General features: G+C 63.1%; 16 protein-coding genes. 9 read left to right on the top strand and 7 right to left on the bottom strand.

Annotated elements, in window-relative coordinates; translation table 11 throughout:
* The 5 genes from EN949_RS20780 to EN949_RS20760 all read left to right on the top strand — a co-directional run.
* On the top strand, positions 1-471 hold a 471-nt coding region (locus EN949_RS20780), incomplete at its 5' end, for a cob(I)yrinic acid a,c-diamide adenosyltransferase (RefSeq protein WP_127371760.1).
* Between the two features lie 28 nt (positions 472-499).
* A complete protein-coding gene (locus EN949_RS20775; protein ID WP_027163501.1) occupies positions 500-1,300 on the top strand; it encodes a rhomboid family intramembrane serine protease in 801 nt (266 codons plus the stop codon).
* A gap of 198 nt (positions 1,301-1,498) precedes the next feature.
* On the top strand, positions 1,499-2,248 hold the full coding sequence (locus tag EN949_RS20770) for an electron transfer flavoprotein subunit beta/FixA family protein (protein WP_013529425.1): 750 nt from the start codon (positions 1,499-1,501) through the stop codon (positions 2,246-2,248).
* A gap of 158 nt (positions 2,249-2,406) precedes the next feature.
* Positions 2,407-3,336 (top strand): electron transfer flavoprotein subunit alpha/FixB family protein, encoded by a 930-nt coding sequence (locus EN949_RS20765; protein ID WP_024503779.1) that lies wholly within the window; start codon positions 2,407-2,409, stop codon positions 3,334-3,336.
* A 207-nt stretch (positions 3,337-3,543) separates the two neighbouring features.
* A complete protein-coding gene (locus EN949_RS20760) occupies positions 3,544-4,422 on the top strand; it encodes a 3-hydroxybutyryl-CoA dehydrogenase (protein WP_013529423.1) in 879 nt (292 codons plus the stop codon).
* Between the two features lie 53 nt (positions 4,423-4,475).
* On the opposite strand, the gene EN949_RS20755 is transcribed toward EN949_RS20760, so the two are convergent.
* The 3 genes from EN949_RS20755 to EN949_RS20745 form a co-directional block, all read right to left on the bottom strand.
* Positions 4,476-6,515, bottom strand: coding sequence for a PAS domain S-box protein (locus EN949_RS20755; protein ID WP_127365831.1), 2,040 nt, complete (start codon positions 6,513-6,515; stop codon positions 4,476-4,478).
* A 134-nt stretch (positions 6,516-6,649) separates the two neighbouring features.
* Positions 6,650-7,288: an NrsF family protein gene (locus EN949_RS20750; RefSeq protein ID WP_127365832.1), complete on the bottom strand. Its 639-nt coding sequence runs from the start codon at positions 7,286-7,288 to the stop codon at positions 6,650-6,652.
* A 1-nt stretch (position 7,289) separates the two neighbouring features.
* Complete coding sequence (locus EN949_RS20745) at positions 7,290-7,841, bottom strand: sigma-70 family RNA polymerase sigma factor (protein ID WP_013529420.1); 552 nt, start codon at positions 7,839-7,841, stop codon at positions 7,290-7,292.
* 261 nt (positions 7,842-8,102) lie between these two features.
* Here EN949_RS20745 and EN949_RS20740 point away from each other — a divergent pair, with 261 nt between their 5' ends.
* The 3 genes from EN949_RS20740 to EN949_RS20730 all read left to right on the top strand — a co-directional run bounded on the left by EN949_RS20740 (position 8,103) and on the right by EN949_RS20730 (position 11,944).
* The gene (locus EN949_RS20740) at positions 8,103-9,110 is read left to right on the top strand and encodes an iron ABC transporter substrate-binding protein (RefSeq protein ID WP_013529419.1); all 1,008 of its coding nucleotides are present in this window, start codon (positions 8,103-8,105) and stop codon (positions 9,108-9,110) included.
* A gap of 174 nt (positions 9,111-9,284) precedes the next feature.
* Positions 9,285-10,865 carry an iron ABC transporter permease gene (locus EN949_RS20735; RefSeq protein WP_164755487.1) on the top strand — a complete coding sequence of 527 codons (1,581 nt, stop codon included), beginning with the start codon at positions 9,285-9,287 and terminating at the stop codon, positions 10,863-10,865.
* Positions 10,862-11,944: an ABC transporter ATP-binding protein gene (locus EN949_RS20730; RefSeq protein ID WP_013529417.1), complete on the top strand. Its 1,083-nt coding sequence runs from the start codon at positions 10,862-10,864 to the stop codon at positions 11,942-11,944. The genes EN949_RS20735 and EN949_RS20730 overlap by 4 nt, the downstream gene beginning before the upstream one ends.
* A 36-nt stretch (positions 11,945-11,980) precedes the next feature.
* On the opposite strand, the gene EN949_RS20725 is transcribed toward EN949_RS20730, so the two are convergent.
* The 4 genes from EN949_RS20725 to ugpB all read right to left on the bottom strand — a co-directional run bounded on the left by EN949_RS20725 (position 11,981) and on the right by ugpB (position 16,297).
* Entirely contained in the window at positions 11,981-13,042 is a 1,062-nt protein-coding gene (locus EN949_RS20725; RefSeq protein WP_013529416.1) for a sn-glycerol-3-phosphate import ATP-binding protein UgpC, read from the bottom strand.
* Positions 13,043-13,049: 7 nt separating this feature from the next.
* The gene (gene ugpE, locus EN949_RS20720; RefSeq protein WP_127366358.1) at positions 13,050-13,898 is read right to left on the bottom strand and encodes a sn-glycerol-3-phosphate ABC transporter permease UgpE; all 849 of its coding nucleotides are present in this window, start codon (positions 13,896-13,898) and stop codon (positions 13,050-13,052) included.
* A gap of 9 nt (positions 13,899-13,907) precedes the next feature.
* On the bottom strand, positions 13,908-14,828 hold the full coding sequence (gene ugpA, locus EN949_RS20715) for a sn-glycerol-3-phosphate ABC transporter permease UgpA (protein WP_050580468.1): 921 nt from the start codon (positions 14,826-14,828) through the stop codon (positions 13,908-13,910).
* 158 nt (positions 14,829-14,986) lie between these two features.
* Complete coding sequence (gene ugpB, locus EN949_RS20710) at positions 14,987-16,297, bottom strand: sn-glycerol-3-phosphate ABC transporter substrate-binding protein UgpB (RefSeq protein ID WP_013529413.1); 1,311 nt, start codon at positions 16,295-16,297, stop codon at positions 14,987-14,989.
* Positions 16,298-16,658: 361 nt separating this feature from the next.
* Here ugpB and EN949_RS20705 point away from each other — a divergent pair.
* Positions 16,659-19,000, top strand: a 2,342-nt coding sequence (locus EN949_RS20705) for an EAL domain-containing protein (RefSeq protein WP_164782523.1), incomplete at its 3' end; no start/stop codon positions are given.

Genomic DNA, 19,000 nt, shown 5'->3' with positions numbered 1-19,000 from the left:
GTCGACGAGGCCAATGCCTGCATCGGCATCGCCAGGGTCCACACGGCCGCGGCCCATCCCGCGATCGACGCCATGCTGTCCCGCATCCAGAACGATCTGTTCGATCTCGGCGCCGATCTCGCCGTACCCGACGACGGCAAGCCGCTCGGCTATGAGCCGCTTCGCATCGTCGCCGTGCAGACCGACCGGGTCGAAAAGGACATCGACCTTCTCAACAAGGAGCTTCAGCCGCTCAAATCCTTCGTGCTCAATGGCGGCACAGCGGCGGCGGCGGCACTTCACCTTGCCCGCACCGTGGCAAGGCGAGCCGAAAGGCTGATGGTCGCACTGGCCCAGGACCCGAACGAGCACGTCAACCGCGACGGTCTGAAATACATCAACCGCGTCTCGGATTTCCTGTTTGTCGCCGCCCGGGCGGTCAATGACAACGGAAACGCCGACGTGCTATGGGTTCCCGGCAAGAACCGCTGATTGTCGAAAGCGGAAGAGGGCCTGGGGCATGTTCATCCCGCTTTACGACACCAACAGGCTGCGCCACATCCGCCTGCAATATGTGACCATCGGGCTGATCGTGGCCAACGCCCTGGTCTACCTCGCCACCGCGCTCGGCGGCGAGAGTTTCTCCAATGCCGCCGTGCTTGGTCTCGGCTTCATCCCGTCGGTCGTCCATGACACCGCCGAGCTCGATCCCCGTTTTATCGTCATCCCCGAAAGCCTGAGCTACCTCACCTATTCCTTCCTGCATGCCGACATCTTCCACCTCGGCGGCAACATGCTGTTCCTGTGGGTGTTCGGCGACAATGTCGAGGACGCGCTCGGTCACATCCGCTACCTCATCTTCTACCTGTTGTGCGCGATCGCCGGCGCCGCCTTCCAGGGCCTCGTCGCCTGGGACTCGCAGGTGCCGCTGATCGGTGCCTCGGGCGCCATCGCCGGCGTGGTCGTCGCCTATCTGATCCTTTATCCCAGGGTGAAGGTCTGGGTGTTGGCCTTCGCCCGCATCCCGCTGCGCATTCCGGCCTTCATCCCGCTCATCCTGTGGGTCCTTTTCCAGGTGGTGATGTTTGCCGCCGGCGGCGAGGATCAGATCTCCTGGGCCTGCCATATCGGCGGCATCATCGCCGGCGCCGTTCTGGTGCTTGTCTTGCGTAGCCGCGGCGTGCCGCTGTTTGCCGGCGCCGACGAAGACGTCGCGCCCGCCGCGCCCGACCAGCCGCCGGTTGCCACGGAACCGTTGATCCCCGATCAACCCGCCGCGACACCGCGCTGGGGACGCGGAAACGCTTCCAGTTCGGACTGAACCGATTTGAGCCACTTGCAGCGTATTGACGTGCAGGGTTGCCGCAACTACGGAAACGTCTCCGCCGCAACCTAAGGCGGGCAAAGACCAGAATTTCCATCCGGCCAGAATTTCCACCTGGAATGTCGGCTTTCGACAACTCAGAACGGGCGCAGGCTGTTATAGCGCGCCCAATTAGCGTGAAGAGGTGACAGGCAAATGAAGATCCTTGTGCCCGTGAAGCGGGTTGTGGATGCGAACGTCAAGGTTCGCGTGAAGGCTGATGGTTCGGCGGTGGAGCTCGCCAACGTCAAGATGGCGATGAACCCGTTCGACGAGATCGCGGTTGAAGAAGCGATCCGGCTGAAGGAAGCTGGCAAGGCGGAAGAAATCATCGTCGTCTCGATCGGCCCGCAGCAGGCGCAGGAAACCCTGCGCACGGCGCTCGCCATGGGCGCTGACCGCGCCATCCTGGTCAAGACCGACGAACAGACCGAGCCGCTCGGCGTCGCCAAGGTGCTGAAGGGCGTCGTCGACGCCGAGCAGCCCGGCCTCGTCATCCTCGGCAAGCAGGCGATCGACGACGATTCCAACCAGACCGGCCAGATGCTGGCGGCACTGTTGGGCTGGGCGCAGGGAACCTTCGCCTCCAAGATCGTGCTCGACGGCGACAAGGCCAAGGTGACGCGCGAAGTCGATGGCGGCCTGCAGACGGTGGAACTGAAGATGCCGGTGATCGTTACCGCCGACCTTCGCCTCAACCAGCCGCGCTATGCCTCGCTGCCCAACATCATGAAGGCCAAGAAGAAGCAGCTCGACGAGAAGAGCCCGGCCGACTACGGCGCCGACGTCAAGCCGCGGCTGAAGGTCATCAAGACCGAAGAGCCGAGCGGCCGCAAGGCAGGCGTCAAGGTCAAGAGCGTCGCTGAGCTGGTCGACAAGCTGAAGAACGAAGCCGGCGTGCTGTAAGGAAATCCGATGAGGCCGGCCTGCAAACGGCTGGCTTCTCCGCTTCCGGTGCTCACGTACAGAAGTACGCTCCGCTCCGGTTCTCGAAACCAACCGTTTTCGACTCGGCCTGACCGGATTTCAGGGAGCCGCGAAGACGAAAGTCAGGAATATCATCAATGGCTATTCTTCTGATTGCAGAACACGACAACGCAACCCTTTCCGACCAGACCGCCAAGGCGCTGTCGGCCGCGCTGCAGATCGGCTCGGACGTGCATGTGCTGGTTGCCGGCAAGGGCGCCAAGCCGGCAGCGGACGCTGCCGCCAAGCTGAAGGGCGTGAGCAAGGTGCTGTTGGCCGAGGCCGACGAGCTTGCCGAGCGTCTGGCCGAACCGACGGCAGCGCTCATTGTGTCGCTGGCGGGCGCCTACGACACCATCATCGCGCCGGCGACCTCGTCGGGCAAGAATGTCGCGCCGCGCGTGGCTGCGCTCCTCGATGTCGCGCAGGTGTCCGAGATCATCGAAGTCGTATCGCCCGACACCTTCAAGCGGCCGATCTATGCCGGCAACGCCATCCAGACGGTGCAGTCGAGCGACGCCAAGAAGGTGATCACCGTGCGCACCGCCTCCTTCCAGGCAGCCCCCGAGGGCGGCTCGGCAGCCGTCGAGACCGTCAAGGCCGCGGCGAATCCGGGCCTCTCCACCTTCATCGAGAACAAGCTTTCCGAGACCGACCGTCCGGAGTTGACCTCGGCCAAGATCATCATCTCGGGCGGCCGCGCGCTGGGCTCCTCGGAGAAATTCCAGGAGGTCATCCTGCCGGTTGCCGACAAGCTCGGCGCCGCGGTCGGCGCTTCCCGCGCCGCCGTCGATGCCGGCTATGCGCCGAACGACTGGCAGGTCGGCCAGACCGGCAAGGTGGTTGCCCCCGATCTCTACATCGCGGTCGGCATCTCCGGCGCCATCCAGCACCTTGCCGGCATGAAGGATTCCAAGGTCATCGTCGCCATCAACAAGGACGAGGAGGCGCCGATTTTCCAGGTTGCCGACTACGGCCTCGTCGGCGACCTATTCGTCATCCTGCCGGAACTGCAAAAGGCGCTTTGACGCTTTCTGCCAAAGCGTATTAAATGGTGAGGGTGGGGTAGACGAAGTCGCCCCGCCCTTTTAGTTTGCACCGCACAAAAAGCAGGCCGCAAAGGCTGAAAGCAATCCAGCAAAGTGCGCAGCGGTTTTGCGTCCGGGATTGCGGTAAAATAAAAGGTGGAGCGCTTTCGCAGTTCAAGCGGAAGGGTTCAGGACGGGATCGGTGTAATGAGCAAGATCGAGACGATCGGCATCATCGGCGCGGGCCAGATGGGTGGCGGCATCGCCCATGTCTCCGCGCTTTCAGGCTACAAGGTATTGATCTACGATATCTCGCCCGACCGCATCGAGAAGGGCATCGCCACGATCAGCGGCAACATGGCCCGCCAGGTGGGGTCCGGCAAGCTCGACGAGAAGGTGCGCAACGACGCGATGGGCCGCATTTCGGCCGCCCCCGCGATGGCCGATCTTGCGGGTGCTGACCTGGTGATCGAGGCGGCGACCGAGGACGAGACGGTCAAGCGCAAGATCTACGCCCAGCTTTGTCCGCAGCTCAATCCCGAAGCCATCCTGGCGACCAACACCTCGTCGATCTCGATCACGCGGCTTGCCGCGCAGACCGACCGGCCCGAGCGGTTCATCGGCATACATTTCATGAACCCGGTACCGCTGATGAAGCTGGTCGAACTGGTGCGCGGCATCGCCACCGAGGACCAGACCTTCGAGGCAGCCAAAACCTATGTGAAGCAGCTCGACAAGACGATCACGGTCTCGGAGGATTTTCCTGCCTTCATCGTCAACCGCATCCTGCTGCCGATGATCAACGAGGCGATCTACACGCTCTATGAGGGTGTCGGCTCGGTTGACGCCATCGACACCGCCATGCGGCTCGGCGCCAACCATCCGATGGGGCCGCTGCAGCTGGCTGACTTCATCGGGCTCGATACCTGCCTGTCGATCATGCAGGTGCTGCATGACGGCCTGTCGGACTCCAAGTACCGCCCTTGCCCGCTCCTGGTGAAATATGTCGAGGCCGGCTGGCTCGGCCGCAAGACCGGGCGCGGCTTCTACGACTATCGCGGCGAGCATCCCGTCCCGACGCGCTGAGCGGATCGTCGGCGCAAATCAGGGACAAGCCTTTCGGTTCAGCGGCGGGTCTATCAGGAGGCCACAGCCAGTGGCTCTGTCCGGCCATCCACGATCTGTGCGTCGGGCGCCACGGAGACACAGCCACGGCCCGCCGCCTTGGCGGCATAGCAAGCCGCATCGGCCCTGGCGATGATCTCGTCGACCTCGCCACAATTGGCATTGATCGCAGCCAACCCGATGCTGGCGCCGATCACGTGAGGACGGCCGTCCCAGGTGAAGTCCAGCCCGCCGATCGCATCGATGATGGAGCGCGCCGCGATCTTGGCGCCGGCTGCCGAACCCGATTTCAAAATGACCGCGAATTCGTCGCCGCCGAGGCGAGCGACGATGTCGTCTGGACCAAGCACGCCGCGAATAGCCACGGCAACCCGCTTCAGCAGCGCGTCTCCCGCCGCGTGGCCACCCGTGTCGTTGACCAGTTTGAAGTGGTCGAGGTCGATGAACATGAACTGATGTCCGGCGCCTCCGACCGACCTTGTCGTGTCGCCGACCGACCGTGTCGTGTCGGCGGTGCCGTCCTTGCGCGCCTGGCCGACGGGGTCCTCCATGGCGCGGATGAAGCTGGAGCGGTTGGCAAGGCCGGTCAGCGCATCGTGTGCCGCGGCGTGGGCGAGCTGGCGCTGCAGCGCGCGCGCATCGGTAAAGTCCTGGAAGACGATGACCAGCCCGCAGAATTCGTTGCGGTCGTTGACGATCGGCGACACCACCTGGCGGATGCTGCAGCGCGTGTCGTCGCGCCGGATGAGGACGGCGCGGCTGTTCTGGTCGGCGGGCGCATGAACGCCAACCGCGGGCCGGGTCACGCCGATCCTGTGCCCCGTCTCCTCGTCGACCGCCCAGTAGACATGGCCAAGCATCTTGCCGAGAGCCTCGCCGCCGGCAATCCCGGTCAGCTTTTCGGCGACCGGGTTCATGAAGGTGATCCGGTTTGCGGCATCGGTGCAGATGACGGCATCGCCGATCGATTGCAGCGTCACCCTCAGCCGCTCCTTTTCATCGGCAAGCATTGCCGCCGACACGGTGAGGCGCTCTTCGGCCTCCTTGCGGCGGGTGATGTCGGTCAAGCTGCCGATGGCCCTGATCAGCCGTCCATCCTCATCACGTTCGATGGCCTTGCCGCGGTCGAGGATCCACACCCAGTGGCCATCCTTGTGGCGCATCCTGAACTCGGCCTCAAAGAACGGTGTCTTGCCCTCGAGATGAGCGCGATCCGCTTCGGCGACAGTCTCGCGATCATCAGGATGGATCATCGTCAGCCAGCGGTCGGTGTCGCCATCGAGCTCGCCATCCGCATAGCCCAGCATCTTGACCCAGGTCGAGGAATAGGTCGTGCCGCCCTTGCCCATGTCGAGGTCCCAGACGCCCTGGCCGGCGCCGGCGAGCGCGAAATTCCAACGCGTTTCCGCTTCGGCAATGCGCGCCTCGGCCTGCTTGCGAGCGTCGATGTTCTCGATTTGCGAGACGAGATAGAGCGGGCGGCCGCTGGTCTCATCGCGAATGACCGAACCGGCAAGATGGGCCCAGACGGGCGTTCCGTCCTTGCGGAGATAGCGCTTCTCGAAATGGAAGGAATTGACCGTGCCCGCCTTCAGATCGTCCATCGTCTCCCGCCCGATCTGCTGGTCGTCGGGATGCGTGATCTGGAAGAAAGTCAGCGTCTCGATCTCTTCGCTTGTGTAGCCAAGCATGGCCGCGAAGGCCGGATTGGTCTGGCGGATGCGCCCATCGAGACCGACAACGACGATACCGATCGCTGAATCCTCCATGGCGCGGCGGAAGCGCAGCTCGCTCTCGGCGATCTGTTGGCGATCCATGCTGATCCTGCGGGTGGACAGGGCAGCGAGGAACAGCGCGCCCGCCGCCACTGCCATCGCGATCTGCAGGCAGAGTTTCAAGGCTTCGGTGCCCAGGTCCAGGTGCGACAGCAGGATCGAGGCCGCCAGCACGCCCAGGCCGGCGACGAGCAACGCCAGCCCTGCACGCCCAAGAGATTCTCGGCTGGTCAATCCTCGCCACATCACGATACGTGCCACCCCCGTGCGCAAACGCATGTTCTCGCCTCAACCTTGGCGGATCGATTTTAAGGAAAGGTTGCGTCAGGCATTCCGGTGCCATCGCTAACCGGCAAACAATTGCCGGCATGATTAAGGATCGGTATGCGCGAGCGGGCGAGCGTGGCGCAACGCTACCAGCGCACGAAAAACCGTCCGCCGAGCGCGCCAAGCAATGCGAGCGCTGCAATGGCTATCGTGTACCAGGTGGCGACGAAAAGCGGCGAATCGTCGAAGCAGTGGGCGGCATAGAAGGTTGCCGCCAGCCCGCCGGCGAGCAGGCCTGCCACCGCACCGGCAAGCACCGGCCGTGTCGGCGCCCCGTAGCGCAGCATCCACAGGAAGATGGCAAGCGGACCGAGGCCGATCAGCGGGATGAAAGCCATGCAGATCATCATGTTGGAGCCGACCATTTTGGTTCCCCACAGCGCCTCCGGCACCATGAAAAGCTCCAGAACCACCGCCACGGCTACCAGCACTGGCGCCGCAGCCATCCCAGCCATCGCCCGGCCCGTCGACGCACCCGGTGTCGACAAGGCGCGGATCAGGGCGAAGGCGCTGACGGCAAGCACGATGGTGAAGACGAATTTGGAAAGGAAGCGCATCGTGTGCGCGGCCGCCATGAAATCCGGGCGTGGGCCGATGGTCAGCAGGAAAACGACGGCCGCGATCACCGCTGCCGCACCGGCGGCCAGCCACCAGGCCGATTGCAGCGGCATCGCCTTGCTGGTTGCATCGGCGTCCAGCGCCTTGATGAGATCGTCCGTTCTCATGTCATTCCCGCCCGAACCGCCCCTGCCCGAATCGCTTGGCTATCGCGGCAAGTCCGCGATGCAGCGACACCCGCACCGCCGTCTCGCTGATGCCGAACTTTGCCGCCGTCTCGCCGATGGACCGCCCTTCCACCGACACGGCCGAGACCACGGAGCGCTGAGCCGGCGACAGACCGTCCAATGCACGGTTGATGTCGCGCTCGCTGACGGTCTCGGTTTCCGGCTCGGCGAACGTCTCGGCGATATCGTCGACGTCGATCTCGATGCGCCGTCCGCGCCGCCTGAACGCATCGATCAGCTTGAAGCGGGCAATCGCATAGACCCACGGCAACACCGGCGCATCCTGACGCCAGGTATGCCGTTTCACATGAATGGCCAGCAAGGTTTCCTGCACGACATCCTCGGGATCGACCCCGCCCTGCACGATCTTGCGCCTGGCAAAACCGCGAACCAGCGCGGCAATCCGGTGCAGAAAGTCGGCGTAAGCCCTTTCATCTCCCGCGATCGCGGCCCGCATCAGCCGGGAAAGTTCGGCCTCGTCCTTGCCGCTCACAAGAGTTCACTCCCCGATTTTCGCGTCTCGGCGCTGATTTGTTACGTGGCCGGCGAAATAATGTCCAAGCCAAACTGTCGGCAAATCACGAAAGTTTGCGGCACCGCCGAACCGTGAGCATCACGCGGAATTGTCCGTTCGGCACCGACCTTTGCACGTCAGCGACCGATTGAAGCACATCAACAATGTTGACTATAGCTGTCATGTATCGATAGGTGCAGCCGTGACAGACCCAGGACCCCCGAAATCGAGGACAATGCCATGAAATACGCTCTTTCCACCCTCGCCGGCGCCGCCGCGCTGGCAATCAGCCTCATCGCCGGTCCGGCAAAGGCGGAAGAGGATGGCATCATTGTCTACAACGCCCAGCACGAAAGCCTGACCAAGGCGTGGGCCGAAGGCTTCACCAAGGAAACAGGCATCAAGGTCACCGTGCGCAATGGCGGCGACAGCGATTTCTCCAACCAGATCGTCGCCGAGGGCGCTGCTTCGCCCGCAGACGTCTTCCTGACCGAAAACTCACCGGCCATGGCGCTGGTCGAAAGCGCCGGCCTGTTCGCGCCGGTCGACGCGGACACGCTGGCGCAGGTTCCCCAGGACTATCAGCCGGCCAGCGGCAAATGGGTCGGCGTTGCCGCGCGCAGCACGGTCTTTGCCTATAACAAGACCAAGCTGACTGCCGACCAGTTGCCCAAGTCGATGCTGGACCTCGCCGATCCGAGCTGGAAAGGCCGTTGGGCCGCCTCCCCCTCGGGCGCCGATTTCCAGGCCATCGTCAGCGCCCTGCTCCAGCTCAAAGGTGAAGCCGCTACCGCCGACTGGCTGAAGGCGATGAAAACCAATTTCACCGCCTACAAGGGCAACAGCACGGTGATGAAGGCGGTCAATGCCGGCGAGATCGAAGGCGGCGTGATCTATCACTATTACTATTTCGGCGATCAGGCCAAGACCGGCGAAAACAGCAAGAATGTCGCGCTGCACTATTTCAAGAACCAGGATCCGGGCGCCTTCGTCTCGATCTCCGGCGGCGGTGTGCTGGCTTCGAGCAAGCATCCGAAGGAAGCCCAGGCGTTCCTGAAATGGCTGACAGGCAAAGGCGGTCAGGACGTGCTGAAAACCGGCGATTCCTTCGAGTACGCGGTCGGCAAGGGTGCGGACTCCAACCCGAAGCTGGTGCCGCTCGCCGATCTGCAGGCGCCGAAGGTCGATGCCACGACGCTGAACTCCAAGAAGGTCACCGATCTGATGACGGCAGCCGGCTTGCTTTAGTTGCCATTCGTCCTAAAAGGACACCCGACCACGCTCCCGCGGGAATTCGCCTTCCGCGGGAGTGATTTTGTTTTTCGAGATGGCATTCGTCGATGACGACACGCTGTGTTCCCGACCGCGATCGCGGTCTTTCAATTGCTGCCGCTGGACGGCAACGGCACGGCGTCTGACCTGATGCAGTCCGCGGTCGATCTCGCGCATTCGGGCCTGCCTTCGGGCACAGGCCGAAGGGCTCGGCGACGCGCACCGCTTTGGCTGGTCCTCGCCGCCATCTTCGTTGCGCTGCTGGCGCTGGTGCCGCTTGCCTTCATCATCTGGATCGCGGTGCAGACCGGCTGGGAAACAGTCTCGGCACTGGTCTTCCGGCCGCGTGTCGGCGAGCTTCTGGTCAACACTGTCCTGCTGGTCGCGCTCTCGGTGCCGATCACCATCGTGCTGTCGGTTTCGCTGGCCTGGTTGACCGAGCGCAGCGACCTGCCGGGCGCCCGGCTCTGGGCCTGGCTGTGCGTGGCGCCGCTCGCCATCCCGGCCTTTGTGCACAGCTATGCCTGGGTCACCATGGTGCCGGGACTGCACGGCCTGTGGGCCGGCGTGCTGGTTTCCGTGATCGCCTATTTCCCGTTCCTGTATCTGCCGGTGTCGGCGGCGTTGCGCCGTCTCGATCCCGCCCTGGAGGACGCCGCCGCCGCACTCGGCCTTGGGCCCGGGCGCGTGTTCTGGCGGGTCGTGCTGCCGCAATTGCGGCTCGCCATCTGCGGCGGCTCGCTGCTGGTCGGCCTGCATCTGCTGGCCGAGTACGGCCTCTATGTCTTCATCCGCTTCGACACCTTCACCACGGCGATCGTCGACCAGTTCCAGTCGACCTTCAATGGACCGGCCGCCAACATGCTGGCCGGCGTGCTGGTCAGCTGCTGCTTCGTGCTGCTCGGCCTCGAAGTGCTGGTGCGCGGCGAGGAGCGCTATGCCCGTGTCGGCTCCGGCGCGGCGCGCCATCAGCAACGCACAAGCCTCGGACGCGCCACCCTGCCTAGCCTGCTCTTGCTTGTCGTCATTACGCTTTTGGCGCTCGGCGTGCCGTTCGTCACCATTGGCGGCTGGCTTGCCGCCGGCGGCGCCGCTGTCTGGCGCTTGGACGAGATCGGCCTGGCGCTTGGCCAGACGCTGTTCCTGGCGCTCGCCGGCGCGTTGCTCGCCACCGTCGCCGCCATGCCGATGGCCTGGATCTCGATCCGCGCGCCGGGGCCATTGCAGCGTCTTCTGGAGGGCTGCAACTACATCGTCGGCTCGCTGCCCGGGGTCGTCATCGCACTGGCGCTGGTCACTATCACCGTACGCATCGCGCTGCCGCTCTACCAGACCTTGTTCACCATCCTGGTTGCCTATGCGCTGATGTTCCTGCCGCGCGCGCTGGTCAGCCTGCGGGCATCGATCGCGCAGGCGCCGGTCGAGCTCGAACGCGCCGCTTCCAGCCTCGGCCGGCCGCCGCTGCAGGCGCTGTGGTCGACGACGATCCGCCTGTCGGCGCCGGGTGCCGCGGCCGGCATGGCCCTGGTGGCGCTCGGCATCATGAACGAACTGACCGCCACCCAGATGCTGGCACCGAACGGCACCCGCACGCTGGCGATGGCTTTCTGGTCCTACAGTGGCGAGATTGATTATGCCTCGGCGGCACCCTACGCCTTCATCATGGTGGCGATGTCGCTGCCCTTGACCTGGCTGCTCTATGTCCAGTCGAAACGGATGGCCGGACGATGAGCTTTCTCGAAATCAGCGGCCTGCACAAGCAATACGGTCCCGTGGCGGCCCTTGCCGGCGTCGACCTGAGCGTCGCCAGCGGCAGCCGCACGGCGATCGTCGGTCCTTCCGGTTGCGGCAAGACGACCCTGCTGCGGCTGATTGCCGGCTTCGAGGCTCCGGACCAGGGCCACATCACGCTCGACGGTGCCATATTGGCCAACGGCGGCGCTGCGGTGCCGGCGTATCGCCGAGGCATCGGTGTGGTGGCGCAGGATGGTGCCCTGTTTCCGCATCTGACCATTGGCGACAATATCGGTTTCGGCATGGGCCGCGGCGAGGACAAGCGCGCTGAGCGCATCGTCGAGCTCGCCTATATCGTCGGGCTCGACAAGGCGATCCTCAAACGCCGCCCGCACGAGCTTTCCGGCGGCCAGCAGCAGCGTGTGGCGCTGGCCCGGGCCATGGCGATGAAGCCCAGGCTGATGCTTCTCGATGAGCCGTTCTCGGCGCTCGATACCGGCCTGCGCGCCTCGATGCGCAAGGCGGTGGCCGAACTTCTGGAGGCCGCCGGCATCACCACCATCCTGGTGACGCACGACCAGGCCGAAGCGCTGTCCTTCGCCAGCCAGGTCGCGGTGATGCGCGACGGCAAGTTCTCGCAAATCGGCACGCCGCGCGAGCTCTATCTCAAGCCGAAGGACAGGATGATCGCCGAATTCCTCGGCGACGCCATCATCCTGCCGGCCAAGATATCAAATGGCTTCGCCAACTCGCCGCTCGGCCGCATCGCGGTCGACACCCATGACAGCCGCGATATCGCCCGCATCATGCTTCGCCCGGAGCAGATCGCGCTGAAGAGAACGTCGCGCGAGGGTATGTCCGGCACCTCGGACATGCTGTTCGGCGAGGTGACGGAATCCGAATTCGCCGGCTCGATGTGCACGGTCGCGGTGCGGCTCTTGAACAATGCCGATCCGCCCGATGCGGCAGCGATCGGCAACACGCCGCTGGTCCTGCGCAAACCGGGCATGGACGCGCCGGCGGTCGGCGAGATCGTCCGGCTGACTGTATCGGGAAAGGCGCATGTCTTCGCCTGAACGCCGCGTGGGTGGAGCGTAGGCCTATCTTTCTGATTAGCCGACGCGCTTTCCGGCCTGATCGAACCAGTGCAGCTTTTCTGCCTTGGCAACCACGCGCAATTGGTTGCCAACCGTGGCGGTGGCGCGACCCGCGACCCGCACGACGATCCTGCTGCCACCTGCAGCACAGTGAAGGAAACTTTCGGCGCCTACCGGTTCGACTGCCTCGACCAGCGCCGGCAGGATGAGAGCGCCGGACGGTGCCTCGGCCCCGAAGGTGACGTCGGCATCCTCGGGGCGGAAGCCGAGCGTGACGGCGTTCGCAGGCGCAAATTCAATCGTCTTGCCATCAGCCAGCGCCGGACCAGCCGGGCCTTGCGAAAGGGGCAGGAGATTCATCGGCGGCGCGCCAATGAAGGAAGCGACGAAGGTCGAGGCCGGCCTTTCGTAGACGTCGAGCGGCGCCCCCATTTGCTCGACCAGTCCGGCATTCATGACGACGAGGATGTCGGCCAACGTCATCGCCTCGAGCTGGTCATGTGTGACATAGACCGACGTGACGCCAAGCGAGCGCTGCAGGTTCTTTATCTCGACGCGCATCTGGCCACGCAATTTGGCATCGAGATTGGAAAGCGGCTCGTCGAAAAGGAAAACCCTCGGATTGCGCACAATGGCACGACCCATGGCGACACGCTGGCGCTGGCCGCCGGAAAGCTCGCGCGGGCGGCGGTCGAGCAGCGCCGAAAGTTCCAGTATTTTCGCCGTCGCGCGGACCCGGCTGTCGATCTCATCTTTCGGCGTGCCGCGGTTGCGCAGCCCATAGGCCATGTTGTCGTAGACTTTCATATGCGGATAGAGCGCGTAGTTCTGGAACACCATGGCGATGTCACGCTCGGTCGGACCGGTTGAGTTTACGATCTTGCCGTCGATCGCAACTGTTCCCGAGGAGATGGTTTCAAGCCCGGCGATCATTCTGAGCAGCGTGGACTTGCCGCAACCCGACGGGCCGACCAGCACGCAAAGCTCCTTGTCGGGAACCGCGATTGAAACGCCCTTCACGGCCTCGAAACCGCTGGGGTAGACCTTCTTCACATCCTTCAGATCGACGGTCGCCATCAGCTTCTCACTTTTCGGAATCGACCAGGCCGCGAACGAACCAGCGTTGCATCAGCACCACGACCAGGATCGGCGGCACGATGGCCAGCATCGCTGTAACCATGACCAGGTGCCATTGCGTATCGGCATCGGCGAAGGAGACCATCTTTCTGAGCGCGATGACGATCGTGTTCATGTTGCTGCTGTTGGTGATGAGCAACGGCCACAGATACTGTGTCCAGCCATAAATGAAGAGGATGACGAACAGCGCCGCGATATTTGTCCGCGACAGCGGCAACAGGATATCGAAGAAGAAGCGCCACGGCCCCGCACCATCGACCCGCGCCGCCTCAACCAATTCGCCAGGAATCGTCATGAAAAACTGTCGAAACAGCAGCGTGGCGGTGGCCGAGGCGATCAGCGGGATGATCAGGCCGGCATAAGTGTCGATCATGCCGAGATCGACCATCACCTTGTAGGTTGGCAGGATGCGCACCTCGACGGGGAGCATCAGGGTGATGAAGATCAGCCAGAAGAAGATCATGCGCAGCGGAAAGCGGAAGAACACGATCGCATAGGCAGACAGGATCGAGATGAATATCTTTCCCACCGCGATGCCGAGCGCCATGATCGTCGTGTTGAGCAGCAGCCTGCCGACGCTGACGCCGCCGATGCGGCCGACACCGCCGAACAATGCCTCGCTGTAATTGTTCCAGAGCTGATCGCCGGGCAGGAGCGGCAATGGCGGCCTGAGGATCGTTTGCAGCGTCTGCGTCGAGGCAACGAATGTGTAGTAGATCGGGAAGGCGACGATCAATATGCCGAGAATCAGCACGGCGTGGGCGATGACGGTGCGGAGCGGTGACTGGCCGATCATCGCTCGCCCTCAGCCGTAATGGACTTTGCGTTCCACATAGCGGAACTGGATGGCGGTGAGCGAGATGACGATGATCATCAGGATGACCGACTGCGCCGCCGAGTCACCGAGGATCAGATTGACGAAGCCGTCATTGTAGACCTTGTAGACCAGCGTCTCAGTCGTCTTGCCCGGACCGCCCCCGGTGACGGCATGGACGATGCCGAACGTGTCGAACAGGGCATAGACGGTGTTGACGACCAGCAGGAAGAAGGTCGTCGGCGCAAGCAGCGGGAAGACGATGGTCCAGAATCGCTTGGTCTCGCCGGCGCCGTCCATGGCCGCGGCCTCGATCAAGGCTTTCGGCACCGCCTGCAGGCCGGCGACGAAGAACAGGAAATTGTAGCTTATCTGCTTCCAGGCAGCGGCGGACACCAGCAGGATCATGGCGTGGGTGCCATTGAGCAGTGGATCCCAGGCGATGCCGAAACTCCTCAGCATGTAGGCCAGCGACCCGATCGAAGGGTTGAAGAGGAACAGCCACAGCATACCGGCAATCGCCGGCGCCACCGCGTAGGGCCAGATCAAGAGCGTGCGGTAGAGACCTTTGCCGCGCACCACCTTCTCTGCCATGACCGCCAGCAGGAGCGCCACGCACATGGCGACGATAGCGGTCGCAAGGGAAAACACCACCGTGACCTTGATCGAGTTCAGGTAGGCCGGATCGGCAAGCACTTTCCTGAAATTGGCGAACCAGACGAACTTGGTCCTCAGCCCGAACGGATCCTGCCTGAGCATGGATTGGTAGAACGCCTGACCGGCCGGCCAGTAGAAAAAAACGAGCGTGATGGCCAGTTGCGGCGCCACAAGCAGGTAGGGAAGGACCTTGTTGGGGAACACGACGCGAGGGGTCACGGAGCCACTCCGAGGTGATGAGGCGGGGGGCACCATGCGGCACCCCTCTCCGCCAAGATGGCTTTGATGAGCGTTTCGGACTGGACATCATCGACCATTGGCGAAATCGCAAAGGACGGCAAAACTCCCCTCACCGAGGGGAGATGCCCGGCGGGACAGGTAGGTGCGCCGTAGAGCAAGGACCTGCGCTCGCTCTAATTCCCCAGCGCTTCCTTGATCGCGGCATTGCCACGCGTAACCGCATTGTCGAGCGCCTGCTGCGCGGTCTGCTGGCCGGCGAGCATCTTCTCGAACTCCTCGTTCTGGATATCGCGCACCTGCGGCAGATTCGGCAGACGTACGCCCTTGGAATTGTCGGTCGGCGTCTTACCCGTCATCTGCAGGATCGGGGTCTCGCGGCCGACATTCTTGTCATAGAAACCGGACTTCTTGGTCGCTTCATAAGCCGCCAGCGTTACCGGCAGATAACCCGACTTCTGGTGCAGGTATTCTTGCACCTCGGTCTTCGACAGGTAGGCGAAGAAGGCCGCGACGCCCTTGTATTCCTCATCGGATTTGTCCGCGAAAACCCACAGGCTGGCGCCACCCGGCGTCGTGTTCTGCGGCGCACCCTTGGCGTCGCTGTCATACGGCAATTGGCCAATGCCGTAATTCATGCCGGACTTGACGATATCGCCAAGTCCGCCGGACGATTCGGTCATGATCCCGCATTCGCCCGCAAGGAAGATCTGCTTGGCTTCGGAGGTGCGGCCGCCATATTTGAAGGTGCCGTCCTTGGCGAGGTCCGCCAGCGCCTGGAAATGGTTGACGAAAATCGGCGCGTTGATCTTGAGCTCGACATCGCCGCCGGCCAGACCGTTCTGCTGGGTGGCCCATGACACGTCATTCCAGGCCGCGAAATTCTCCAGATGTATCCAGGTCAGCCAGGTCGAGGTGTAGCCGCAGGCGGCCGCGCCGCTCGCCTTGATCTTCTTGGCGTCTTCCCACACTTCATTCCAGGTCTTGGGTGGGCTATCGACGTCGAGACCAGCCTTCTTGAAGATATCCTTGTTGTAATAAAGGATCGGCGAGGAGGAGTTGTAGGGGAAGGAGAGCATGGTGCCGTCCGGCTTCGAATAATAGCCGACTATGCCTGGCAGATACTGGCTCTTGTCGAAGGTCATTCCAGCGCTGGTCAACACATCGGCTGCGGGCTTGATGGCACCTTCGGCCGCCATCATCACGCCGGTGCCGACGTCGAACACCTGGATGATGTCTGGCGCCTGGCCCGCGCGGTAGGCGGCAATGCCGGCATTCAGCGTCTCGGGATACGTGCCTTTGAACACCGGAACGAGCTCATAGTCGCTCTGGCTGGCATTGAAATCTTTGGAGATCTTGTCGACGACTTCGGCATTGGCGCCAGTCATGGCGTGCCACCAACTGATCTGCGTGACGGCAAAAGCGGAGGTTGAGGAAAGCGTCATAAAGGTAGCGGCAACACCGGCCGCGAAGCCGAAGGACTTCATGTTTCATCTCCCGTTTGTCATTGGCGAAAGGGGGCACTCCCGCGAAGGCAATATGTGTCGCTCATGACAATCAGACAACGGTTTTGTTGCAGATCGACGAACTTCACCCTTTACCTGACGCAACGCTCGCCTCCGCTTGGAGGCATGGGAAGCGATGCGGTTAGCCGGCTTAGCGCGACGACAAGCGCGCCAGGAACCACCGTCGGGACCGTCAAGCTGGCTTTCGGCGTGTCAGCCCTGATTGCAGCCGCAGCAACCCGAAGAGACACGCCAAGGTTGCAGCCGACTTTATCGATCCTTCAACGGCAACGCGCTACTCAATCCTGCTGCCCTGTTTATTTCCAAAGCTCAGGTGAAATAAATGCTGACGGTCTACAATTGTATCGTCAACGAACATGATCTGAGACTGGTCGCACTCGCCGCGTTGATCTGCGGAATTTCCTGCTTCTCTGCTGTCAACCTGCTTCAGCACATAAGCCGTTCCACAGATCGGAACCGGCTTGCCTGGCTGATGATCGCGGCCACTTCGACCGGCTTTGGCATCTGGGCAACGCACTTCATCGCCATGCTCGCATTCACACCGGGCATACCCAGTGCTTATGATCCGGCACTCTCCGTGCTTTCGCTCGCTGCTTCGGTCACTTTGACGGCAGCCGGCATGTGGATCGCCACCTTGCGGGATGAGTTCGACTATCATCTCGTCGGCGGCGCCGTGCTGGGCGGCGGTATCGCAGCCATGCACTACATCGGCATGGCGGCGTTCGAGGTTCAGGGCCGTATCGAGTGGAACCTGTTGCTTGTCGCCGTTTCCCTGCTGGCCGGCGTAACGCTCGCGGCGCTGGCGCTGCGTGTCGTGCAGCGCCGCCCCTCCTTGAAGGCGACATCCGGCGGCGCGGTGCTGCTGACGCTGGCGATCTGCACCCTGCATTTCATCGGTATGGGTGCCGTCTCGATCTTCCCCGATCCCTCGATCGTCATATCCGAATACACGATCGAGCCGACCTCGCAGGCTTTCGCGGCCGCCGCCGCCACACTGGTGATCCTGGTTCTGTCGGCATCGGCGCTGTGGATCGATTTGCGCTTCCGTCGCCAGAAGCTCGAGGTCGACCGCATGCACGGCCTGGCCAATGCCGCCGTGGAGGGGCTGATCGTCTGCGACGGCAACCGCATCATCAGTGCCAATGACAGCATTGCGGCACTGACGGGCATAGCAACAGCGACCCTGAACGGAATGCAGCTTGGCGATCTCTTCGGATCCGATATGTCGGGCTTCGGCGAACAGCCGCAGGAGGCCGAATTGAGCGGTCGCGATGGCACGAGCATTCCTGTCGAGCTGATCGCCAGGAGCATCGACTACTGTGGCAAACCGCACAACGTGGTCGCGGTCCGCGACATTCGCGAGCGCAAGAAGGCGGAACAGGAGATCCTGCGGCTTGCCCATTTCGATCCATTGACCGGACTGGCCAATCGCCGCAGCTTTTCCGGCCGGCTGGAGACGGAAATCGCTGCGATGGTCCGGACCAGGAAAGGCGGCCAGCTTGCGCTTCTGCTGCTTGATCTCGACCGGTTCAAGGAGGTCAACGACCTGTATGGGCACGGCGCAGGCGACGCCATGCTGCAGAAGGTTGCGCAGTGCGCGACCGGTATCCTTCGTCCAGGGCAGATGGTGGCGCGGCTGGGCGGCGATGAGTTCGCCATCATCGCGCCGAACCTGGCCGACCCGTTGGAGGCGGGCCGTATCGCCAACGCCGTGCTGACCGCCATGCGCGAGGAAAACCGGCTCTCGGTCGGCGGCGGCCTTGTGTCGGCAAGCATCGGCATTGCGCTGTATCCGTCGGATGCCGAAAACCAGGCCAGCCTGATAAGCCACGCCGATACGGCACTCTACCGGGCCAAGACCGAAGGCAAGGACACTTACCGTTATTTCGAAGCATCGATGGGGGCCGAGGCCCGCGACAAGCGCGTCATGGAGCACGAACTGCGCCAGGCGGTCGCACGCCAGGAGTTCTATCTCGTCTACCAGCCGCAGAAAGAGATCAGCAGCGGAAAGATGGTCGGCTTCGAAGCGTTGGTCCGCTGGCGGCATCCGACGCGCGGCGACGTGTCGCCGGCCATATTCATCCCGGTGGCCGAAGACAGCGGCGCCATTGGCCAGATTGGCGAATGGGTGCTGACGGCTGCCTGCGAGGAAGCCGCCCGCTGGGAAAATCCGCTGACAGTGGCCGTCAACGTTTCGGCGGTGCAGCTCCACAACACGAATTTCAGCCGCAAGGTCCACGAAACATTGCTGAATTCCGGCCTGGCGCCCGGCAGGCTCGAGCTTGAGATCACCGAGACGGCGCTTGTCAAGGACATGCCGCGGGCGCTGGCCACCTTGCGGCAGGTCAAGGCGCTGGGCGTGCGCGTGGCCATGGACGATTTTGGAACCGGCTATTCCTCGCTCTCCAACCTCCGCGCCTTCCCCTTCGACAAGATCAAGATCGATGGCTCCTTCATCAAGTCGGTCGACAAGAACGGCCAGGTCGCGGCGATCGTGCGCGCCGTCCTGGGACTTGGACGCGGTCTCGGCCTGCCGGTTCTGGCGGAGGGGGTCGAGACGCTCGGCGAACTGAAATTCCTGGACGCCGAAGCCTGCGAGATCGGCCAGGGCTATTATATCGGCAGGCCAGCTCTCATCGAAGAATTCGGCGATCTGACCGGTGT

This window comes from Mesorhizobium sp. M7A.F.Ca.US.007.01.2.1 (assembly GCF_003998165.1).
In the GTDB taxonomy this organism is placed as follows: domain Bacteria; phylum Pseudomonadota; class Alphaproteobacteria; order Rhizobiales; family Rhizobiaceae; genus Mesorhizobium; species Mesorhizobium ciceri.
The sequence above is the reverse complement of the archived record's forward strand: the minus strand, read 5'-3'. Positions and strand labels throughout refer to the sequence as shown.